Here is a 21,451-nt window from a genome sequence, read left to right as displayed (position 1 = left end):
TGGCGATGAGCGTGGCCGCCGGGATGGCGGTGATGGCCGCGATGTTTGAGGCCGAGATCACCGAGATTGCCGGACCCAAGGGCAAGCACAACCCGGATCGCGCCGCGGTGCGCCATGGCGCCGAGAAGGGATCGGTGACTCTTGGCGGTCGCCGGGTGCCGGTCGAGCGGCCGCGGGCACGCACCGTCGAGGGCCATGAGGTGCCGTTGACCAGCTACGCCCACTTCGCTGCTGACGACCTGCTGACTCAGGTGGTGATGGAGCGGATGGCCGCCGGGGTGGCCACTCGCCGGCACGCCCGCACCGCCGAGCCGGTCGGCGAAAAAGTCAGCGGCACACAGAAATCCACTTCGAAGTCGGCGATCTCGCGTCGATTCGTCAAGCAGACCGAGACCGCGCTGGCCGAGTTGATGAGCCGCGACTTGGCCGGCGAGGACATCAAGGTGCTCATGCTCGACGGGGAGCATATGGCTGGCCGGTGCGTGGTGGTGGCGCTGGCGATCACCGCCGACGGCACGAAGAAGCCGGTCGGGTTGTGGGACGGCTCCACCGAGAACAAGACGGTGGTGTGCTCGCTGTTGGCCGATCTCGTTGAGCGTGGCCTGCGCTTCGATGACGGACTGCTGGTTGTCTGCGACGGGGCCAAGGCATTGGCCGCCGCGGTGCGTGAGGTGTTCGGCGCCAAGGCTGCGATCCAACGATGCACCCTGCACAAGCGTAGGAATGTCGCCGATCACCTGCCCGATAAGGAGCAGGCCTGGGTGGATGCCAAGCTGGTCAAGGCGTTCGGCCACCCTGACCCCCACACCGGGCTAGCCAATGCCAAAAGCCTTGCTGCGCAACTGGAGAAGAACTATCCCGGCGCGGCCGCGTCGCTGCGCGAGGGGCTGGACGAGATGTTCACCGTCGCCCGTCTGGGCATCGACGGCCGGCTCGCCAAAACACTGACAACCTCCAACCCAGTCGAGTCGATGATCTCGATCGCGCGCACCACCAACCGAAACGTCACCCGCTGGCGCGACGGGCAGATGGTGCTGCGCTGGACCGCAGCCGGCATGCTCAACGCCGAGCGAGCCTTCCGCCGCATCAAGGGCCACAAGCAGATGCCCCAGCTCGTAGCTGCCCTACATCGACACGCCCACCCCAAAACCGCCGCCGGTACCGAAGCTGTCGGTGCCGCCGCCTAGAGTTCACCATGGATCGTCACCAAGAATCCACGAGACTCGGGACATGCTCATCGCCGCCCCTGACGAGCTTGGCGCCTGCCTCGTCGTAGGCACCGATCGCCCCCTCGACCACCGATGCCAGCTTCGCTACCTCGTTTTGTCCGAGCTCCAAAGCGTCAGCCAGCGCCTCATCGAACGAGCTGTCAGGCCCGGTGCTGCACATGACGGAAACCCCCTCGCTCCAGCTGTTGTGCGCAACGTGCACAGCAAAGCACATACCTACGACATGATTCGCGACACTGCCGGTGGGCTTGTAGCCCTGATAGTGCCGGAGGACCACCGATTACGCCGTCGCTGACGCGACTACGGTCACGGTTCCGTCGTGCACCCGCGGGGTTAGCACCCGCAGCCACGGACGGTGCTGCACGATAGGGAGCTATGGGCACCTCTGATATCAACGTCGCGCGTATCGCCTTGACGGGGACCCTGGTGAGCATTGGCTACGAGAGGAAGACGGTCAACGATCTCGTCGCCCAGCTCATCAATCAGGGCGTCCGCGTGCTGGTGGATGTGCGCTTGACCCCACTGAGCCGTAAGCCTGGACTGTCGAAGACGAAGCTGTCCGAGGCCCTCGCCGCTGTGGGCATCGATTACGTCCACCACAGGGCGCTGGGCAACCCGAAGGACAACCGCGCAGGTTTCCGCGCCGGAGAGCCGGAGTCTCGCGCCCGGTATCACGACGTCCTCAAGACCGCCGCGGCAACCGACGCTCTCGCCCACGTGTCCGAGCTCCTGGACGACGGTGTCGTGGCGCTGCTGTGCTTCGAGCAGGACCACTCTGAGTGCCACCGCGACATCGTGGTGCGCCATCTGATGATGGAGCGGCCGGACGCCGCCGTGGTGCACGTCTAGAACAGGGCGTCCTCGATCTTGGGCCTCCAGACTCCGAGGACGGAGAAGACCCAGTGTCGGGCATTCTGGTTCCCGACGTAGAAGTGGGTGTCGTTGTCCTCGGCCAGCATCTCTTCGCGCCACATCGTCAACATCGCCTCGCGGGCCCGGGTGCGATCACCGTAGTCGCGCAGCCACTTACGGCCGCCCTGCCCGGCCTCCCAGTCGAGGACCTTCTGGTCATGGCCCCTGCACGTCGCCGTCTCGCACTTGTACTTGTATTTGACGACGAAGGGAGCCGGTTCCAGCGGAGCCAGCGATGAGCCGAACAGATCGGGCGCCGAAGCCTTGTCGATCGTCGCCTGCTCGGACTTACTCCACGGCTGACCGTCCTCCACGGTGACCTTGATGTCGTGCGGCTTGATCAGCCCCAGCGAAGGCGCTGACTTGACCATTTCACCCACCGGATTCTGAGCGAGCAGTTCGCACATCGTTGTCGCACCGATCAAGCCGCCTAGGTTCGCTCGGCGGGCCTGCCAGTTGCTGCTCGTACCTAGCCGATCGATGTGGGCCAGCTCGTCCTGGCGCGGGCGGAACGATTCCGGACGGACATCGTTGGACTGGTGATAGGTGCCATTCACCCGGATCACGTCGTACTTCTTGAACGTCCTGTCGAAGTCCTCGTTACGGAATCGCACCGGGTAGAGGCGAATCCACTCAGGTCTTCCGTGATCGAGCCGGACACCGGCGACGCAGACAGTCTCCAGGTACTTGTCACTCGGGTTCGGGTAGGTCTTGACGGTGACCATCACCTCCGCGGTCTCCTCACCCGGCCGTGGCGCTTTCACCCCGACCGTTCTCGCGGCTTCCTGTGAATCGGCGTCCCCCATTCCGGCAGGGTAACTACCGGCCTTATCGATTGCCGGGAAGTTGACGGCTGCACAGTCGGCGTCGGTTCCGAGATCACTACTAGCCGGCAGCACCGAGTCGTGCAGCGTCGAGGCGGCGGTGGATCATCGATAGGGTTCCCAGCACGTCAAGCGCGTCCTGCTCGGACACCTCCCACACCAGCCGAGGCTCGTGGGCGGCAGGGTTCCGGAACGCAGCGAAGACGCCCTCGGCGATGAGAGCGACGCCCTCTTGCTCGTTGCGCTCGGTCACGGTGGAGCAGTCCGTGACCAGGACGCGCGGCTGCTTCCCTCGGAGCGCGGCTTGCACTAAGGCGCGGCCGTCTTCGTCGAGTCCCGACTTCTCCCGCAGCCGGGTGCCAAGGCCCTTGACCGCCTCGAACACAGCCTCGTAGCAGTCCTTGCGCAACAGCTCCTCCCGGCAGTAACGCACAACTTCCGGATGCGCGCCTCGTTCGGTCAGATGGGTGCGTAGACGCTCGCTGCGGGCCGACGCTTCGGATGCTGTTGCCGCCTTCGTGGCGGGTCCGATGCGTCCGTCCTCGCGCACCCGGTAGCCCGACAGCGACAGCACCTGAGTCAGCTCGTCGCGGGCCACCGCGGCCTTCGCCTGTCGGTCCCAGATCGTGTCTGGTTTCATCGCGGCGGTGATGACGGCGAGGGTCGGCCGGCCGTCTCGCTGCGAGTACTGCTTCGCCTGCATGCTCGCGGCGAGCCGCTTCCACTTCGTCTGACCTTCGCCGAGCGGGTCCGGCATTCCCACCGACGCGAGGATCCGTGTCAGCTCGGCTCCGGTGTACAGCTCTCCGATGATCCTGGCGATGTTCTCGATCGAGCCACGGCTGAATGGTGCGATGGTGCTGGCTGCCATCGGAGCAGGTTAGCGATCGGCGCCGACAACGAGATGCCTCTGGCGCGCGGCGTCTAGTTGTTGCGGTGTGGATGTCCCCGTGTAGCCGGGTGGTGTCCGAAAGGTCTCATCCGTGCAAGCGAGAGCGACTCGCGTTCGCGGGAATCGTAAGCGGTTACTTCCCCGCCGCGACGGGTGAGGAAATCCGGACAATGTCTGAGATCCCCGGCTACCGTGGTGATGCGTGGGGGAGACACCGCAGGAAGAGGCTGACCATCTGTCGCCTGGTCAACGCTCAACAATCCGTCGAGCGGTGCAACAAGCGGTCGAGGAACAAGGTATCGAATGGGCAATGCGCAACACCTGCGCCCAGCTCGAAGCTAAGTACGGCATCTCCTACGACACCATCGAGTACCTGCTCCGTGACGAGTTGCCGGCGGCGTTGCCCGAGGAGCTGCTGACTTCGGGCCAGCGGAACAAGATCCGACGGGATTTCATTGCTGCGACCTCCAATGCCGACCCCTCCCGCAGACACACCGCCGCCGCCGAGGTGGTCAAGCGCTCCGCCGAGCACTTCGGAGTGTCCGAAGACACCATCCGCGCCGTTGTCGGTATCGACGGCGATACTGTTCGGCCAACGCCACCACCCGGAGGACCACCTGTGCCTGTAGCTGCCCCGTCCCTGCCCGAGCCCGGTCAGGTTGTTGAGGTGCGCGGTTCGACGTGGGCGGTCGCCAGCGTGCAGGCCCAGGGTCTACCGCTCAGCCCGGCTGACGACGCAGCCGCGAAGCTGAATCACGTCGTCGACCTGCAGTCGCTCGACGAGGATCGTCTCGGTGAACAGCTGTCGGTGATCTGGGAGCTAGAGGTCGGCAAAACCGTCACCCCACCGCAGGGATTGCCTGAGCACATCAACCCAGAGGGCTTTGATGATCCGGTCACCTTGGCCGGCTTCATCGACGCGATGCGCTGGGGCGCGGTCACCTCGGCAGATCCGAACCGCTACCAGGCGCCCTTCTGGTCGGGGGTCACCGTAGAGGCATACCAGCTCGAACCACTGCGTCGGGCGTTGACCAGCCCGCGGACCAACCTGCTGCTGGCCGATGACGTCGGCTTGGGCAAGACCATCGAGGCCGGCCTGGTCGTGCAGGAACTGTTCCTGCGGCATCGTGCCCGCACCGCAGTGATCGTGTGCCCGCCAAGCTTGGCGTTGAAGTGGCAGGACGAAATGCGGGACAAATTCGGCCTGCAGTTCGTCATCGTCAACAGTGAACTGATGGCAGAGGTGCGCCGCACCCACGGCCTGCACGCCAACCCCTTCCAGCTGTATCCACGGGTGATCGTGTCCATGGCGTGGCTGCCACAGGTGCGCTGCCAGCGCTTGCTTCGCGACGTCTACGCCCAGGCCAAGAACCCCAAGCTGGGCAAGCGGTTCACCTTCGACGTACTCATCGTCGATGAAGCCCACCACGTCGCGCCTTCAAGCCCGCAGACCATCGCGGGCGGACGCGGCTATTCGGTGGACACCCAAAGAACCATTGCGGTTCGGCAACTCGCTGATACGTGCGAGCACCGCCTGTTCCTGAGCGCAACGCCGCACAACGGCTACCCGGAGTCGTTCACCGCGCTCATGGAGATGATCGACCCCCGCCGCTTCTCCCGCGGCGCACTCCTGGATTCCACCGCGCTCAAGGACGTGACGGTGCGCCGCCTCAAGCGTGACCTCACGGGGAAAGGGTTCAAGGACCGCGAGGTCAAGATCCTCGACTTCACGCCCGAGAACAGCGAACAGCAGATGTTCTCCCTTCTCGATGAGATCGTCACGCGCAGCGCCAAGCAGAACGGCACCAAACCGGGCGGCGACATCGTGACCATGCTGCTCAAGAAGCGATTCCTGTCCAGTCCGTTCGCCTTCGGCATGACGATCAGCCACTACCGCGACGCGCGGGCCGGGCGTGGACTTCATGCAGACGACTACGACGACATCTTCGGCGAAGGCCAGGCCGACGAAGAAGAAGGTCTATGGGAGCACGACGAGGCCGAAAGGCTGCGCGAGTCCAAGAAGTCCGACCCGCTCAGCGCTGCCGAACCCGGCCAGCTGGAGAAACTCGCCGACTGGGGGTTGAGCTACGAAAGCCGTCCTGACTCGCGCCTGGAGCGGCTGCTCACCTTCCTCGACGCGGTCTGCCGACCCGACGGCACCCACTGGACTAATGAGCGGGTCGTGGTATTTACCGAGTACGCCCACACGCTCGGCTGGCTGCAACGAGTACTCACTCAGCGCGGCTACGCCGACCGGCTGGCCGTCATCGAAGGTGCGACCCCCACCGAGGACCGCGAGTACATCCGGTCGCAGTTCACCGCCGACCCGACCGAGGAACCGGTGCGGGTGCTGCTGGCCACCGACGCCGCCGGCGAAGGCATTGACCTGCAAAATCACTGCCACCGGCTGGTGAACTTCGACATTCCGTTCAACCCGTCGCGGCTCGAACAGCGCATAGGGCGCATCGACCGCTACGGGCAGACCGAAACACCCGAGGTGTTTCACTTCGTCCCCGACGACAAGTCGTCCACCTACGCCACCGACGCGAACTTCATGGCCCGCATCGCCCGCAAGATCGCCCAGGTCGAGGTGGATCTGGGGTCGGCCAACCAGGTGATTGGTGAGGAGATTCAGGAACACTTTGCCCGCCGCAAGCCCGCCAAACGCAAGGCCAAGGGCCTCGACGGCAACCAGGTGATTCAGGAAGCTTTGGCCGGCGGCATCGAACTCAACACCCGGCTCACCGAACTCGAACGCGGCTACGCCGCCTCCCGGGCCGACCTGCACCTCGAGCCGCAGAACTTGCGCCGCGTCGTCGACACCGCGCTGCGGATCAACCACCAACTTCCGCTGGAGCCCGTCGGCGACGCCGACACCGACGCCGACGTGTTTGAGGTGCCGGCATGGAGCCCGGCGTGGCAGGACACCCTCAAAGGCTTGGCGACCCGGCTGAAACCCGATTTGCTGCGGCCGATCACGTTCGACCCGTCCGCCGCCGAAGGGCGCAGCGATCTGGTGTATGTGCATCTGGGGCATCCGATCGTGCAGAAAGCGCAACGGCTGCTGCGCCGTTCGCTGTGGAGTGTGGATTCCACGCTGAGCCGGGTGACCGCGGTGGTGATCGACGATATGGCGGAGTCGTTCGTGGCGGCGGTGACCCGCATGGTGCTCGTCGGCCGCGGGGGAGTGCGGCTGCACGAGGAGGTGTTCCTGGTCGGCGTTCGCCTGCGGGGCCGCCGCGCGATGGCCGAGGAGAAAGCCGAACACGCCCTTGACCATGCCCTGGACGGGGAGGGGCTGACGCTGGCCGGCAGTCGAGTCCGCGACGAGCTGTGTGACATCTGGAACGCTCCGGACGCGCCGTTGCGCGCCCGGCTCGAGGAGTCCATGCACGCCCGCGCCGAGCGCCGACACACCAAGGTGCTGGAGCAGCTGGACAAACGCCGGGCCGCTGACATCCAGCGGGCGCGTGACATCTTCTCCGCGTTCCGGACCAACCTGCGGGAATCACTGGATCTATTGCGCAGCAAAGACGCCGAAGCCGACGCGATGCTGTGGGCAGACGAGCAGCAGAAACAGTGGCGCCGTGACATCGACTCGATGCAGCGCCGCCTCGACGAACTCGACGACGAGGAGGCTCGCGAGATCGCGGCCATCGCCGACCGATACGCCGACGTCAAACCGCACACCACGGCCGCCGCGGTGGTGTTCGCCCTCATTCCCGAGGACGCGAAAGGAGGGCTGCGCTGATGGCGCCCCGCACACCCCGGCAACGTTCCACGCCGACTGTCTCCGAGCTGCACCACGCGTGGCTCGAACTCGTCGACACCGACGGCCCGTTCCTGGCGATCGCCCCGCTCAAACGAGCGTGGCCGCAAGGCATGCCCGCGCTGGATGACACCCGCAAAGAAGCACTGCTGTACGCCCGCAAGGACTTCGAAGCCGCGTGGGAAGCCGCAGATCGGGCCGTCGATGACGACGCGCCAACCGACGATGCGTACCGCATCGCGCGGGACAAATGGGTGGAAACCGTGCTGCGCGACGTCGTCGGCTGGGCCGAATCCCTGGCCTGGGGGCCGGTCGCCGGGGTGCAGGCCCAGTCACCGAACCGCGCCGTCACCGTCGGCGCAGAAGCAGCCCTGATGGACCCCGACGGCAACATCGGCGCGTTGGTGTCGGTGATCGACCCGGTCGATTCGCTGCGCCAAGTTCCCGCCGACCTGTGGGCGGCCACCCCGATCGACCGGATGGAAGCGCTGCTGCGCGGCAACGACATTCCGATCGGCATCGTCAGCGACGGCCGCTGGTGGGCACTGGTGTGCGCCCGCCCCGGCGCCATGACCGCCTCCGGCGTCGTCGACGCGCTCACCTGGGTGGAGGAACCCCGCACCCGGGACGCCTTCCTGACCTTAATCTCGCGTCAGCACCTGATCGGCGGTAAGCAAGACGAGCGGCTGCCGGTGTTGTTCGAGCAATCCGTGGCCGCTGCCGAGGAGATCACCGAAGCCCTTGGCGCGCAGGTACGCCGAGCGGTCGAACTGCTGATCCAGTCGTTCTCCGAATCCGCCCGCGACACCCAACAACGCGGTGAACCCGACCCGCTACCCGCCGACACCCACCAAAGCTATGAAGCCGCGGTGACGATCATGATGCGGATCGTGTTCCTGCTGTTCGCCGAGGAACGCGGCCTTTTGCCATCGGGGGAGCTCTTCGAGCAGGGCTACGGGATCTCCCGCGAACTGGACCGGCTGCAAGCCCGGGAAGCCGAGGAAAGTGAAGAGGCCCTCGATGCGACCTCCCTGACCTGGCATCGGCTTCTCGCCACCAGCCATGCGCTCTACGGCGGTGCGTCGTTTGAGAACATGCGGGTGCCCGCCTACGGCGGTTCGTTGTTCGACCCGGCCCGATTCCCGTTCCTGACCGCACTCACCGCACACGGAACCCTGGCCGTCACCGTGTCCGACCGGGTGATGCTGCACGCACTGCGCTCGGTACAACAAGCCGTCCTCAAAGGTGGTGAGGCACGCCGAATCTCGTTCCGCGACATCGACGTCGAACAGATCGGCTACATCTACGAAGGCCTACTCGGCTACACCGCGGTCACCGTCACCGAGACACACCTCGGCCTGCAGGGGGCCCGCGGCGAGGAACCCGAGATCACCCTTTCCGCACTGGAACGACTCGACGCGGCCAGCGCCACGCCGAAGAAGCTGGCCGAAGCGATCCGCGCTCACATCGAGGACGACCAACCCTCTGCCAAACCGCAATCACTAGCGGCGATCATCAAAGGCATTAGTGCGCAGACAGACCCGAGCTCGGTCAGCGGACTGGCACAAGCAGTCGGCGACGACGCCACATTGCGCGAACGTGTGGTGCCCTGGCTAGGAATCATGCGCCTGGACCTCCGCGGTCGCCCGTTCGTGGTGCTCGACGGCGGGCTGATGGTGCGAGAAACCCCGTCCCGCAAGAACGCCGGGGCTCACTACACACCTAAGTCTCTGGCGATGGAAGTCGTGCTGCACGCCCTGCAACCGCTGTGCTACGCACCCGGCCCCTACCAGACCGCCGACGAATCGCAGTGGAAGCTCAAGTCCTCCGACGATCTATTGAGCCTGAAGATCGCAGACATCGCCTGCGGCTCAGGGGCATTCCTCGTTTCTGCCGCCAGCTACCTTGCTGACCGGGTTGTCGAAGCCTGGACGGCCGAGGACCCAACCAACACACACCGCAGCGATCTGCATCGCCGGGCGATCCGTGAGGTGGTCGCCAACTGCCTCTACGGCGCCGACATCAACGACATGGCCGTCGAAATGTGCAAGCTCTCGCTGTGGCTGGTGTCGCTCGACCGCGACCTACCCTTCTCTTTCGTCGACGACAAAATCTTCCTCGGTAACTCACTGCTCGGCATCACCAGCCTCGACCAGCTCCGCAAGCTGCACATCGATCCGTCTAGAGTGCCGGCCGGTGACATGTTCGACATCTTTGACGTAGATATCGACGCCATCATCAGCAAGGCTGCCGATTTGCGTCGCAAACTTGCCTCCGAGATCGACGAGAACGATCCGGCGCGCAACAGCGCCGCCAAACGCCGACAACTCGCTCAATTGCGCGACGTGACAGCGGAATTACGCAAGATCGCAGATGGCATTGTGGCAGCCGGCTTACCGCTCGGCGGAAAACCAGGCAAGCCGCTGGATGAGGCTTACGAAAACCTGCGTATCGCCGTCAAAGCTACGCATCCCCAATCCGGTACACCCGACTCTACGATGCTCGACAGGATCATCGACCGCGGGCTCACACCGACCGTGCCGACTGACTACCGGCGGTGGCAGCCCAACCACTGGATCATCGAAGCACCCGACGTAATTGTCGAGCGCGGCGGATTCGACGCCATCATCGGTAACCCACCCTTCCTCGGCGGCCAGAAGCTCACCGGCGCACTAGGCGCCGACGTCCGCGACTGGCTGGTCAACATCCTCGCCGACGGGACGCGGGGCAGCGCCGACCAAGTCGCCTACTTCTTTCTTCGCGCGCAGGAGTTGCTTTCCCCCCGCGGAACGATCGGGCTCATTGCCACCAACACCATCGCTCAAGGCGATACCCGCGCGGTCGGACTCGACCGAATGGTGCAGGCCGGATTCACGATCACCCGTGCCATCCAGAGCAGGTCATGGCCGGCCGAAACCGTCAACCTCGAATTCGCCGCCGTGTGGGGCACCGTCGGATCGGTGGCCGACGACGTGCCGCGCATCAGTGACGACGAACCGGTCAAGCAGATCGCCACGCTCCTCGAACCCGGCGGCCGAGCTGCCGGAAGCCCAGTGCGGCTTGCCGAAAACGCGAACATCGCTTTTCAAGGCTGCATCGTCCTCGGCATGGGGTTCGTACTCGAACCGGACCAGGCGCAGGCATGGATTGCCGAAAATCCCCGCACTGGAGAGGTCCTACACCCGTACCTCAATGGGGAAGACCTCAACTCCCGACCGGACTGTTCAGGGTCGCGCTGGGTTATCGATTTCAACGACCGGAATGCGGAGGATGCCGCTAGATACGCTATCCCCTTTGCCCGCGTACGTGACATAGTGAGGCCAGAGCGTATGAAGAACAACCGCAAGGTGTATCGCGACTACTGGTGGCAATACGCGGAAAAGCGGCCCGCCATGAGAAAGGCGATCACGGATCTCGACGAAGTGCTAGTCATCGCGCTGGTAAGCAGGACGGTCATGCCCGCGAGGGTGCCAACTAGGCAGGTATTCGCCCACAAACTGGCGGTTTTCGCGACTGATGCGTATGCCGATCAAGCTGTGCTCTCTTCGAGCCTCCATCAGGCGTGGGCAATCAAGTACGGCTCCACGATGCGTGCGGATGTGAACTACTCGCCTTCGGATGTCTTTGAGTCATTCCCGCGCCCCGAGTCAACTGGGAAGCTCGACCGTATCGGCCGAACGCTAGACGAGGAACGCCGCGAGATCATGCTGCGCCGCAACCTCGGGTTGACCAAGCTATACAACCTCGTCAACGACCCGCAGATCACCGACGCCTCGGACCCGGATGCTGGACGCATGCGAGCCATCCATGTCGAGCTCGACGAGGTGGTGATGGATGCCTACGGCTGGTCGGACATTTCGCTCGATCACGGGTTCCATACCTATCGGCAGATGCAGCGCTGGACGGTCAGTCCGGCAGCGCGGGTGGAGATTTTGGATCGGCTGTTGGAGGAGAACCACCGCCGCGCCGCCGAAGAGGCCAAGCAGACGCCGAAGCCAAAAGGCAAGGGTGGTCGCGGCAAGAAAGTATCGGATGAGCAAGGGACGCTGCTGTAATGACCGAGGTCACCGAGAAACCAAAGGAGCCGTCGTCGGGCTACGTATTGACTTGCGAGCCGGACGGTACCTCGTTTACGGTCCGAGAGAACCTGGTCGACATCTTGCAGCGCGAGCTGCTCGGCCCGATTCACGGGCCCGATGAGCTGCTGCCGTTCAGCCCGCGTTCGCAGTATCTGGTCGGACACATTGCGCCGGTGCGGCTCACGGGAGCCACCGCCGGCAGCGACGACGTCGACGAGACTGAGCGCGGTGAGCTGGCCGAAGCCCGTGCCGATGACAATGCGGTGAGCGAGGTGCGCGGTGTCCCGGCTCACGGCACCGACGAGCACGAGGCCGATGCCGGTGACGACGATGCCGAGGATCGAGCACCTAAGCAGGGCTTGATGATTCCCTCGTCGATGGGCCTGCGGTTCCAGGTGCCGCCGGATCTGGAGGCGTTCACCGTCACCGCGTCGTGGGGGACCTACGAGTCGGTGCAGACCGACAAGGTCACCAAAGCGGGCCGCCCGATCCGACATTTTCAGCGTATCCCGGTCGAAGAGCCACGGATCATTCGTCTGGCCGATCTCACCGCCGGGCGGATGACGACGGTCCCGCTGCGCGACACCATCTGCTTGCGGGTGGACCGCTACGACGACCCGACCTTCGACCGCGTGCTCATCGAGATCGCTCTGTGTAATGACCGCGAGACCCCGATGCCGATTCCGATCGGGATGTGGATGTTCCAGACTAAGGTCTATGTCGATGCCGGGGGAGCGGAGGTGTTTCTCCCGGTTTCTGATGTGCTGGAACGGAATTGGATGGAGCACGACTCCGAGGTGCAGCGGCTGAGCCTGCAATACCGCAACCGGCTTGAGTACGCGATCGGCCGAACCTGCTCCGTGGACTGGACAGTGAAGAACGGCTCGCGACGTGCCACCGCGGTGTGGACCACCTGGCTGCCAGTGGCCGAGACCCCGCAGACGCAGGCGCGTGCTGTGGAAGACGCGCTGCTGTCCATGGACGAGCTCGCAACTGCGACCGCAGAACAGGTCCGCGCCGGACTTGAGCCGCTCATCGCCGGCTACGGGGACTGGCTCGACACGGAAGAGTCCACGGCCACCCAATTGCCCGACCATTTGCGTGACACCGCCGGCTTGGCGCTGCTGGAAGCCCGCCAAGCGCACAAGCGACTACAAGACGGGCTCGAACACGTGGTCGCTGATCAAGAGGCGCTGCGCTGCTTTCAATTCATGAATGCGGTGATGCGGGACCAACGCATCGCGTCTCAGGTGGCCGGCCTGCGGGCCTCCGATCCTGCCTTATCGATCACCGACGCGAAGACCACGGTGGCCCAGGCTGGGGCGAAGGCCGCATCCTGGCGGCCCTTCCAGCTGGCGTTCATCCTGATGCAACTCGGCGCGTTGACCGATCCGTCGGCGCCGTTACGCAGCGCTGACCATCTTGCGCGAGTCGAGCTGTTGTTCTTCCCAACCGGCGGCGGCAAGACCGAGGCCTACCTCGGGCTGGCGGCCTACACGTTCGCGATCCGCCGCCGCCAAGGTGTCGTCGAATCCGCCGACGGACCGTTGGACGGCCGAGACGGGGTAGCGGTGCTGATGCGTTACACGCTGCGGCTACTGACCGCCCAGCAGTTTCAGCGCGCGACCGCGCTGATGTGCGCGGCCGAGCTGGCTCGCCAAGCCGATGAGACCACCTGGGGCAGCGAACCATTCCGGATCGGTCTGTGGGTCGGCACCGACGTCAGCCCGAAACGCTTCGAGGAGGCCGACGAACAGCTGACCAAAGCCAACGAGTATGGGGCGCACCGGCTTACCGTGTTACAAGTGCAGCGCTGCCCGTGGTGCGGCACCCCGATCACCGCTACGCAAGTGAAAGCCGACGCCACGGCGCGGCGGGTGTTCGTCTATTGCGGCGACGATCTGGCCCGCTGCCCGTTCTCCAAAGGCGGTCAGGTCAGCGAGGGCCTGCCGATCCTGACCGTGGACGAGGAGATCTACCGGCTCACCCCGGCCTTCGTCATCGCCACCGTCGACAAGTTCGCCCGCCTGGCCCGCGAAGGCGAGGCCGCGTCATTGTTCGGCTACGTCGGTCGGCGCTGCGGGCGACACGGCTACGTCCACCCCGACTACGCGGCCTGCAACATCTCCACCGCTCATCCCGCCGTGCCCGGATACCCGACGGCCACCGTGCATCCGGTAAGTCGGCTGCGACCACCGGACCTGATCATCCAGGACGAGCTGCACCTGATCACCGGCGCGCTGGGCACCTCGGTCGGCCTGTTCGAAGTCGCGGTGGAAACCTTGAGCTCCTGGGAACGATCCGACGGCGCGCACGTGCGTCCGCTGATCGTCGCTTCCACCGCCACCGTCCGCAATGCGCAGGAACAGGTGCGTGGGCTGTACGGACGTCGCGTCGAGATCTTTCCTCCGCAGGTGCTCGACGTCGCCGACACCTACTTTTCCCGCGAGATCCCCATCACCAAGGCCACCCCGGGCCGCCGCTATATCGGGGTGAGCGCGCAGGGAGTGCGCCTGGCCAGCGCCGAGATCCGAGTCGCGGAGGTGCTGCTCTCAGCCGGGCAGCTGCTGCTGGACCGCAGCGGCATCGCCGCCGACCCGTACCTCACCCTGGTCGGGTACTTCAACGCCACCCGCGAGCTGGCCGGCATGACCCGGTACATGGGCGACGACGTCCAGAACCGGGTCAAGCGGCCTCGCAAGGATTCCGGGTTCCCACCCCGGCACGGCGCAGCGTTCGGACTGTTGAACACCGGCGAGCTGACCGCGCGGATCGCATCGTCGGAGATCGGTAGAACGCTGGACCGGCTGGGGTTGGAGTTCGACCCGGACTACGACACCACCGAAGCCTTCCAGGCCCGACTGGCTGCCCAGCGCGACGGCAAGAAGACGCCCGCCCGCAAAGAGGCGCCGTTCGACGTGGTCCTGGCCACCTCGATGCTGCAGGTCGGCGTCGACGTGCAGCGTCTCGGGCTGATGCTCGTTGTCGGACAGCCCAAGAACACCGCCGAGTACATCCAGGCGTCCTCGCGTGTGGGCCGCGACGCCGCACGTCCGGGTTTGGTTGTCACGTTGGGCAATTGGGCGCGCCCGCGCGATCTGGCGCACTTCGAGCAGTTCCGCCACTATCACGAGACGTTCTACTCGCAGGTGGAGGCGCTGTCGGTGACGCCGTATTCGTCGACGTCGCTGGATCGCGGTCTGGACGGGCTGCTGGTCAGTGTGGCCCGCGTGGTCCAGGCGCCTCTCGATGACGGGCTGTCCCAGGAGCGCAACGCCTGGCGGATCAAGGAACAGCGCGCAGCAGTCGATCGGATCGCCAAACGGCTCAAGGCGCGAATCTCGGCGGCGGCCTTGGATGAAGCGGTGGTGAAGTATGCCAGCGACCGGTTGCTGAACCGGATCGACCGGTGGGCGGATCGGGCTGGCCGTGCCAGCGACATGCACAAGACGCTGGTCTATGAACGCACCGGGGAAGGGGACAAGTATCTGCCGTTGCTGATGAGCCCGGAGAACGCGAAGGCCGGCGTCGGGTCGTCGAACGAGCCGCCGTTCGTCGTCGCCAACTCGATGCGGGAAGTGCAGCCGGAGATCAACATTCTGGTCAGCCCGATCCCCGAACGTCTTTTCGCCCATGTTCCCGAGGGCGCTCCGCGGTGGACGCTGCCGATGGGGGATGAGGACTGATGACCGACACCACGCCCGAAGCGGTGATGCTGCACGATCCAGGTGAGACGCTGGACCCGCTGACCGACGCCGAAGACGCGGTGGTGAGGAACCGCGCCAAGGTGGGCTCGTCACGTCCGTCGTCGCTGCTGTACACCTACGGGCCGGGCGCAATCATGGACCTGCCCGGCTTCTCGGTGATGCCCGCCGGCCTCGATGACTGGGAACCCATCTGGAAACGGCGCGAACATATTCCGGCGATCATCGAACCCCGCCTGCTCAACGTGGTCCGCATGCACCTCGGTCCACAGCTGGAGGCGCTACGACCCTACCCGTGGCAACCCAAACAGAATGCGTTCGCCAAAGACGGAGCCGACCTGGGCATCCCGGCCCGGGTGTTCCCGCAATGGCTGCGCTGCACCGGATGTGACTACCTCGGCCCGCTGCCGCGGTTCAGTTACACCAACACCCACCCGTTCCGGCCTGACCTGGCGCAGTTCACCCACAAGAGCTGTCCCGGCCGCGGCGCGCAGCGCGGTGGCGCGAAGTCCGGGCGGCGGGAAAGCCCCGCCGTACCGGCGCAGCACCTGCTGACATGCACCAACGGTCACCTCGACGAGTTCCCGTACGAACTGTGGGTGCATCGCGGGCGGCGGTGCGCCAAGGCGGAGCGGCCCGACTTGAAGATGCGCGACGCCAACGTCGGCAAGAGCGTCGGTTCCATGATCGCGTGCACGCAGTGCGGGGCCACTCGCGGCATGGCCGAGGCGCAAGGCTCGGTGGGCCGCGACAAGCTGCCGCAGACCTGCCGTGGCCGGCACCCACATTTGAACGCGTTCGACAAGGAATGCGGCGCCCGGCCGGCGTTGATCATGATGGGCGCGTCCAATCTGTGGTTCGCCTCGACTCAGTCCATCATCGTCATGCCGCGCACCGATGCCGAAAAGGCAGAAGCTCTCGGCGACCTGCTCCGCTTGGAACTCGGTGCGGAGACCGTCCAGCAGTTCGCCGCACAACTCGATGTCATCCGCACCATGGCAGGCTTGAAGAACATTGACTTGACCGGTAGCTCCGACGAAAGCCTTGCCACGGCGATCGCCGATGCGCTATCGCCGCCGGAGTCCGACGAAGAACGCAAGAAGAAGCGCGAGGACTGGGATCCGGTGGAATTGCTAGTACCCGAATGGCAGTATCTCCAGAAGCCGGCGCTGTTTCCCTCGCAGAAGAACACCACCGGCCTGATGGTGACCGACATGGCGCGCGGCCCTGACCTCCCAGCACAGATCAGCCGGGTCGTCGGGGTCAACCAGATGAAGAAGGTCAACGCCTTCATCGGCTTCACGAGGCTCGACGAAATGGACCGGGTCAACGACTTGCCCGGTCGGCTGGTCAAACTCACTCGGAATGGGAGCCCGAAATGGGTGCCAGCCACCGAGGACCGCGGCGAGGGCATTTTCCTGCAACTCGGCCTCGATGCAGTTGAAGCATGGGAGAATACCGTCTACACCACGCCGCTGTGGGCCGCGCACCGGGAAGCGAACCGCCGCAATTTCGGCCGCAGGTTTTCCGAGACAGCCAAGGCCGTAGACCCCGACACCCGGCTACCCGCGCCCCGGTACTGGCTGCTGCACACCCTGTCTCACGTGCTGATCCGGGAAATGGCGATGTCGTGTGGCTACGGGGCTGCCAGCCTGACTGAGCGGATCTACGGCTGGCCTGCCTCCGCTCATCGCGAAGGTGCGGCCGGGTTGCTGATCTGCACCACCGCCTCCGATAGCGAAGGCACCCTGGGTGGTCTCGTCGCGCTCGCCGAGCCGTCGCGCCTGCAGGGGCTGGTGATCTCGGCGCTTCGCCGAGCTGCCCGGTGCTCGTCGGACCCTGTGTGCGCCATGCGCACTCCGAGTGACCCCGAGGACTTCCTCCACGGAGCGGCGTGCCACTGCTGCACCTTCGCCTCGGAGACATCGTGCGAAAGGGCGAACCGATTCCTCGACCGCCGGTTTCTGCTCACACTGCCCAGCGCACACGGCAAGCCGGTGCCGGGGTTCTTCGGGAGCCCTGATGTCCGATGACCCGCTGAAACAACTGGGGGAGTACCTGACCGCAACCGAGGCCGAAAGCCTGGCAGTGCTGATCGACGCGGGTGAGCACACCACGCACGCACTCGCATCAGTAAGCCACGCCCGGCGCGACCGAGCCGCAAATCTGTTGAAGACCGCGGGAATCGGACACACTGAACCAGCTCTGTCGGTGGCGGTGCTCCGCGGAATCGCAGGTGCAAAGTCCGCGCACCGCGACCTCACACCGGTCTGGACGATGCCAGGAAACGAAGCCACGACCGGACATCTGACCAATCAGTTTCACGATGTCGTAGCCGCGGCCCGCATTTCGGTGACGTGTGCGACCTACAACTTCTCATCGACATCGAGCATGTGGGACGCACTCCAGACAGCATCCGAGGAGCCCGAGGTGGTTGTGTGTGTCTACGTCGACGCAGGCAAGGGCGACCCTGGCGGCGTCAAGGCACGGCTCCCGCGGGCGAACGTCTACCGCTCAGCCAACTTGCCGAATGGACAGCCGATCGTCAGCCATACCAAGTTCATTGTCGTCGACCATGAGGTCGTTCTACTGACAAGTGCAAACTTCTCGTACAACGCTGAGAACCGAAACATCGAGTTCGGTCTGCTGATTCGTGACAGCGGCCTGGCAGCATCAATTGAGTCGACCATGGCAAGCAAGCGGGGGTCCTTGTATGAGCTGGAATAGCAACAGAATCCACCCGCCGGTGCACGGCTGAGCGACGCGCAGGCTTGCCCGAGACCAAAGCCGAGGGACCCGAGAGACCGTCGCCCAGTGCAGCCCGAAACTGAGAATCTCTTGCTCGCACTAGAAGGCCAAATCCGTAAGCACCAGGAAGGCAAACATCTCAGGCGAGAGCATCGATGGTCATCTTGGCGAGGTGCTCCGTCTTCGTAGCGTTCTTGAACAAGCTCGCGGTGTATCCGCTGTACTCGGCCTCGCCCTTCTCGGTCATCGTGTGCAGAGCCTTTACCGTCAGGTCGGGAACCTCCGCGAGCACGAGGCCCCAATCTGCCGCGGGATTTTCGATCCCAGTCGAGTCCAGCTTCGCGAACACGACGTGGGCGACAAGACGGTTTCCATGGACGGCGTATCCCCGTTCCCGGTTGCCTAGACCATCTTTCAACTGGTCGAGCTCCGCCTCAACGGCGCGAAGAACCTGGACAGAACGCCAGACCCGCAAGTAGGTGGTGCTGGCGTTGAACAGTGCCTTGTACGGGGCCTTTGACGTGTCGTCCCACAGGCGGCTAACCTCGCGTTTCGCCTGGGTGGCAAGTCCCGATGAATGGGCACACGCGAGGGCCACCGCAGCCTCTGTGAATTCGCAGCCTTTCTCGGGATCTGGGCGTTCCTCGCCGCTGCGGATGGCGTAAGTGAGGCCGTCGACGGAAAAGTCGTCGCGCAGTCGCGTCTGTTCGGGATCGAGGCCTACGAAGTCGCGGCCGCCGATGACGTTCTGGGTGTTCGTCGCTCGCGTCACGCGTTTTCCGAAGTCGTCGGGAGCGGACTCCAGCGATATGAACCGCACCATGACCCGCACCGCGTCGAGTTCCTGCTGCTTCCCCTGCCGCAGGGCGCGTGCGAGAGTCCCCACGGTCTGCGCCCCATTGACGATGCTGACCCCCTTGAGCCCGAACGTCCCCTGCCGACGTTCAGTGCCGCCAGCCGGGGCCTTGTCAATCGACTCGCACAGCGCCGTGACACCGTTGTTGAAATACCAGAACCGCTCGGGTGATTCCTCGATCGTCTCCAGGACGGATGCGTTGACCTCCGAGTTCGACAGCACCAGGCGGACATTGCGGTCGAACAGATGGGGTCCGTGATCGCGGAGCCAGCCCGCTACCTCCGCGCCGCCGATGTGGCCGTAGACGGCATCGGGAGGACCCTCCAGGCGCCCCCAGTCCGACAGCTCGACAGTGAGATCAATCTGAGCCGAGAGGGTGTCATCGACGAGAAGCTTGTAGACGGCGCCTTGGTTCAGGTACGTGAACAGAGCGACCTCAGTCGGGTCGTTGAGCGTAGTGATGTAGTCGTCCATGTGGGCGGCTACGGCAGGGGCCACCTGTGGTGTGCCCATCGTCACGAAGATGACCTCGATGCGTAGATCCGTATTGAGCAGTGCGTTGTCCAACTCCGGAACCCGTTGGGCCACCTTATTATTGAACCGCTCCCAGTTCATCGTGACGAGGTCCGACAACCCTTTCTGAAATTTCATCATCTCGTCGAGCGCCGCGCCTCCGCCGTTTCCGGAATCTGTCCACTTCGATTGGACCAGGTAGAGACGCGGGGGCTCCGAATCGACGAACGCGATCGCGTCGACACCGTTGTCATCCGGGCCGTCGGTTACGCACGCGGCGGCGTCTTCAGCGCTGAGACCTGCCACCTTGGTGAGGACGAACGCCGCGAGTGCGCGGGTCAATCGAGCTTGCTCGACGAAGTCGACGCTGTGCTTGCTGAGATCAGAGACGTCGATGTGAGGGTAAGTCGTGTCCTTCAGGCGCCGCTTAATCTGTGCCACGTGCAAGTCGCCCAAGGTTGACCCCTCTCGTCATCGGTAACAGAAGTCTATGGGCACGGACGCCGACTCCTGGACGGCCCGGCTGCGTTCACCCATTCAGAAGTCTTGATCGACCCGGCGCAAGATGTTCGCGAGCATGATCACCGAATCCGCCGCGATTCCGGCCTCCCGCCGTGTAGGCGCGGTGGAGTGCTTCACGCTGTGCGCCAGCTCGATCACCTTGTTCGCGACGCCGCGGATCGCCTCGTTGTTCTTGCCCGCCAGGGAGTCCTCGACGTAGCGGCCGATGCGCTGCTTTGTCTTATCGGCCGGCGGCTCGGTCTCGCCGTCTCGGAGATGCACGGAGGGGTCGTAATGGTGCGGCTCAACGCCTCAAGCACGCCAACGGCGCGGTTGCCGACGTCGCGATAGTCCTGCGTGGTGGTGGCGGTGCGGAAACGCCGGCGAAGCTCGGTGAGCTCCTCGTCAACCTTCGGCCAGCCCGTCTTGGTGTGCGGCGACACCGGCTCAGCGTTCACGGCGCGGAACTGATCCTCCTCCTGCTGATCCAGCTCCGCCTGCACCGGGGCAAACAGCTCGTTGAGCAGGTCTCGGCGGGCTTGCCACGAGTTGTAGCAGCCGTTACGCAACCAATGCGTCTTGAAGGTGGCGAAGTCCCGCCAGGGGAAGCTCAGCGTAATGCCGATTCGCGAGAGGGTCGCGGTGAGGGCGCGCTGGGCAAGGGCGATTTCCTTGTCGTCGAGCGCGTTGCTGCCGTCGGTGCCGAACGCAGTCAGGTTATCCCACACCAAGTGGGTCAGCGCGATCGCCGCGTCGAGGTCGTCCGCGCCGGCTACGGGGCCGGCGCGCAGCTCGTTCAGCAGGTCCTTCCGGAGCTTCGTCGTGATGGACGGTTCACTCGACCATGGACTGACCGTTTCGATTTCCTCGAAGAAGTCATCCGGTCCCATGGGAAGCGACGCTACCGAGGCAGGGCGACATCGCGAACTGTTACTCGCCTGCGAGAGCTCGACCGAACGCGACCGCAAACTCTCTCTGTCGCCCAGACGAAGGGAAGGGGATCCGCACCTGGCTGACCGGAAGGCCTGCGGCGGCCAACGCGGGATATGCCACGCGGAACACATCGGCCTTGATCAGGATGATGCGTTCGGGTTCCAGCTCGGCAATCCGGTCAAGGAGCGCGGGCACGTAGGGCGACAGGTCGGACCCGTCCACGGGATCGGGCTTGAGGTCGATCAGGAAGATGCCGCGGTCGCGCAGTTGCGTCAGCACGGATGCCTTGTTGGTCCGGGTCAGCTCTACGTGGGGCAGGATTGCCCGCGCGACCGCCCGAAACAGCCAGTCGTGCTGCGCTAGAGGTTGTCCCGTTCTTCGTGGAATTTGAGGTGACGGTCCCTCACCTGAGGCCTGCCTGATGGTAGGTCTTCGGGTGAACCGCCAAGTACACCTCGAAGAAGGAGTAAGGGACCGCCATGAAGACCGTA

At 64.7% G+C, this 21,451-nt stretch carries 14 protein-coding genes; 7 read left to right on the top strand and 7 right to left on the bottom strand.

The genetic code is table 11. The features are described from left to right. The coding region (locus BN976_RS19340; protein ID WP_036372952.1) for an IS256 family transposase at window positions 1-1,187 on the top strand (1,187 nt) is incomplete at its 5' end. Window positions 1,188-1,203: 16 nt separating this feature from the next. Here BN976_RS19340 and BN976_RS19335 read toward each other — a convergent pair. Further along, window positions 1,204-1,389, bottom strand: a complete 186-nt coding sequence (locus tag BN976_RS19335) for a hypothetical protein (RefSeq protein WP_145977975.1) — start codon at window positions 1,387-1,389, stop codon at window positions 1,204-1,206. A gap of 215 nt (window positions 1,390-1,604) precedes the next feature. On the opposite strand from BN976_RS19335, the gene BN976_RS19330 reads away from it, so the two are divergent. Further along, a complete protein-coding gene (locus BN976_RS19330; protein WP_036372948.1) occupies window positions 1,605-2,078 on the top strand; it encodes a DUF488 domain-containing protein in 474 nt (157 codons plus the stop codon). On the opposite strand, the gene BN976_RS19325 is transcribed toward BN976_RS19330, so the two are convergent. Beyond that, entirely contained in the window at window positions 2,075-2,947 is an 873-nt protein-coding gene (locus BN976_RS19325) for a DUF8757 domain-containing protein (RefSeq protein WP_235622081.1), read from the bottom strand. The genes BN976_RS19330 and BN976_RS19325 overlap by 4 nt on opposite strands. 79 nt (window positions 2,948-3,026) lie before the next feature. Next, window positions 3,027-3,836 (bottom strand): TIGR02391 family protein, encoded by an 810-nt coding sequence (locus tag BN976_RS19320; RefSeq protein WP_036372944.1) that lies wholly within the window; start codon window positions 3,834-3,836, stop codon window positions 3,027-3,029. Between the two features lie 331 nt (window positions 3,837-4,167). On the opposite strand from BN976_RS19320, the gene drmD reads away from it, so the two are divergent. From drmD to drmC, 5 genes are read left to right on the top strand one after another with little or no spacing between them, the layout of a single operon-like run. Further along, the gene (gene drmD / locus BN976_RS19315; protein ID WP_084182335.1) at window positions 4,168-7,608 is read left to right on the top strand and encodes a DISARM system SNF2-like helicase DrmD; all 3,441 of its coding nucleotides are present in this window, start codon (window positions 4,168-4,170) and stop codon (window positions 7,606-7,608) included. Continuing rightward, a complete protein-coding gene (locus tag BN976_RS19310; protein ID WP_036372942.1) occupies window positions 7,608-11,681 on the top strand; it encodes a DNA methyltransferase in 4,074 nt (1,357 codons plus the stop codon). The genes drmD and BN976_RS19310 overlap by 1 nt, the downstream gene beginning before the upstream one ends. Next, on the top strand, window positions 11,681-15,391 hold the full coding sequence (drmA, locus tag BN976_RS19305; protein ID WP_036372941.1) for a DISARM system helicase DrmA: 3,711 nt from the start codon (window positions 11,681-11,683) through the stop codon (window positions 15,389-15,391). Before BN976_RS19310 ends, drmA begins: the two co-directional genes overlap by 1 nt. After that, window positions 15,391-17,442 carry an MrfA Zn-binding domain-containing protein gene (gene drmB, locus BN976_RS19300; RefSeq protein ID WP_036372938.1) on the top strand — a complete coding sequence of 684 codons (2,052 nt, stop codon included), beginning with the start codon at window positions 15,391-15,393 and terminating at the stop codon, window positions 17,440-17,442. Before drmA ends, drmB begins: the two co-directional genes overlap by 1 nt. Further along, window positions 17,432-18,136, top strand: coding sequence for a DISARM system phospholipase D-like protein DrmC (drmC, locus tag BN976_RS19295; RefSeq protein WP_036372936.1), 705 nt, complete (start codon window positions 17,432-17,434; stop codon window positions 18,134-18,136). The genes drmB and drmC overlap by 11 nt, the downstream gene beginning before the upstream one ends. 160 nt (window positions 18,137-18,296) lie before the next feature. Here the strand turns inward: drmC and BN976_RS19290 are convergent, their stop codons facing one another. The 4 genes from BN976_RS19290 to BN976_RS19280 all read right to left on the bottom strand — a co-directional run bounded on the left by BN976_RS19290 (window position 18,297) and on the right by BN976_RS19280 (window position 21,239). Next, window positions 18,297-19,967 carry an AIPR family protein gene (locus tag BN976_RS19290; RefSeq protein ID WP_051558500.1) on the bottom strand — a complete coding sequence of 557 codons (1,671 nt, stop codon included), beginning with the start codon at window positions 19,965-19,967 and terminating at the stop codon, window positions 18,297-18,299. A 96-nt stretch (window positions 19,968-20,063) separates the two neighbouring features. Further along, window positions 20,064-20,186: a hypothetical protein gene (locus BN976_RS34615; RefSeq protein WP_268748852.1), complete on the bottom strand. Its 123-nt coding sequence runs from the start codon at window positions 20,184-20,186 to the stop codon at window positions 20,064-20,066. Then, entirely contained in the window at window positions 20,183-20,917 is a 735-nt protein-coding gene (locus BN976_RS19285; protein WP_235622080.1) for a hypothetical protein, read from the bottom strand. Before BN976_RS19285 ends, BN976_RS34615 begins: the two co-directional genes overlap by 4 nt. A 40-nt stretch (window positions 20,918-20,957) precedes the next feature. Continuing rightward, on the bottom strand, window positions 20,958-21,239 hold the full coding sequence (locus BN976_RS19280; protein ID WP_235622079.1) for a hypothetical protein: 282 nt from the start codon (window positions 21,237-21,239) through the stop codon (window positions 20,958-20,960). Window positions 21,240-21,451 lie beyond the last annotated feature (212 nt).

It is taken from the genome of Mycolicibacterium austroafricanum, from assembly GCF_000612725.1.
Lineage (GTDB): Bacteria > Actinomycetota > Actinomycetes > Mycobacteriales > Mycobacteriaceae > Mycobacterium > Mycobacterium austroafricanum.
This window is presented reverse-complemented; position numbering and strand designations above follow the sequence as displayed.

Coding starts and splice junctions, on each gene's coding strand:
- drmC (WP_036372936.1), top strand. CDS start 17,432: ATGTCCGATGACCCGCTGAAACAACTGGGGGAGTACCTGACCGCAACC.
- BN976_RS19285 (WP_235622080.1), bottom strand. CDS start 20,917: ATGGGACCGGATGACTTCTTCGAGGAAATCGAAACGGTCAGTCCATGG.
- drmA (WP_036372941.1), top strand. CDS start 11,681: ATGACCGAGGTCACCGAGAAACCAAAGGAGCCGTCGTCGGGCTACGTA.
- drmB (WP_036372938.1), top strand. CDS start 15,391: ATGACCGACACCACGCCCGAAGCGGTGATGCTGCACGATCCAGGTGAG.
- BN976_RS19335 (WP_145977975.1), bottom strand. CDS start 1,389: ATGTGCAGCACCGGGCCTGACAGCTCGTTCGATGAGGCGCTGGCTGAC.
- BN976_RS19320 (WP_036372944.1), bottom strand. CDS start 3,836: ATGGCAGCCAGCACCATCGCACCATTCAGCCGTGGCTCGATCGAGAAC.
- BN976_RS19310 (WP_036372942.1), top strand. CDS start 7,608: ATGGCGCCCCGCACACCCCGGCAACGTTCCACGCCGACTGTCTCCGAG.
- BN976_RS19330 (WP_036372948.1), top strand. CDS start 1,605: ATGGGCACCTCTGATATCAACGTCGCGCGTATCGCCTTGACGGGGACC.
- BN976_RS19325 (WP_235622081.1), bottom strand. CDS start 2,947: ATGGGGGACGCCGATTCACAGGAAGCCGCGAGAACGGTCGGGGTGAAA.
- drmD (WP_084182335.1), top strand. CDS start 4,168: ATGCGCAACACCTGCGCCCAGCTCGAAGCTAAGTACGGCATCTCCTAC.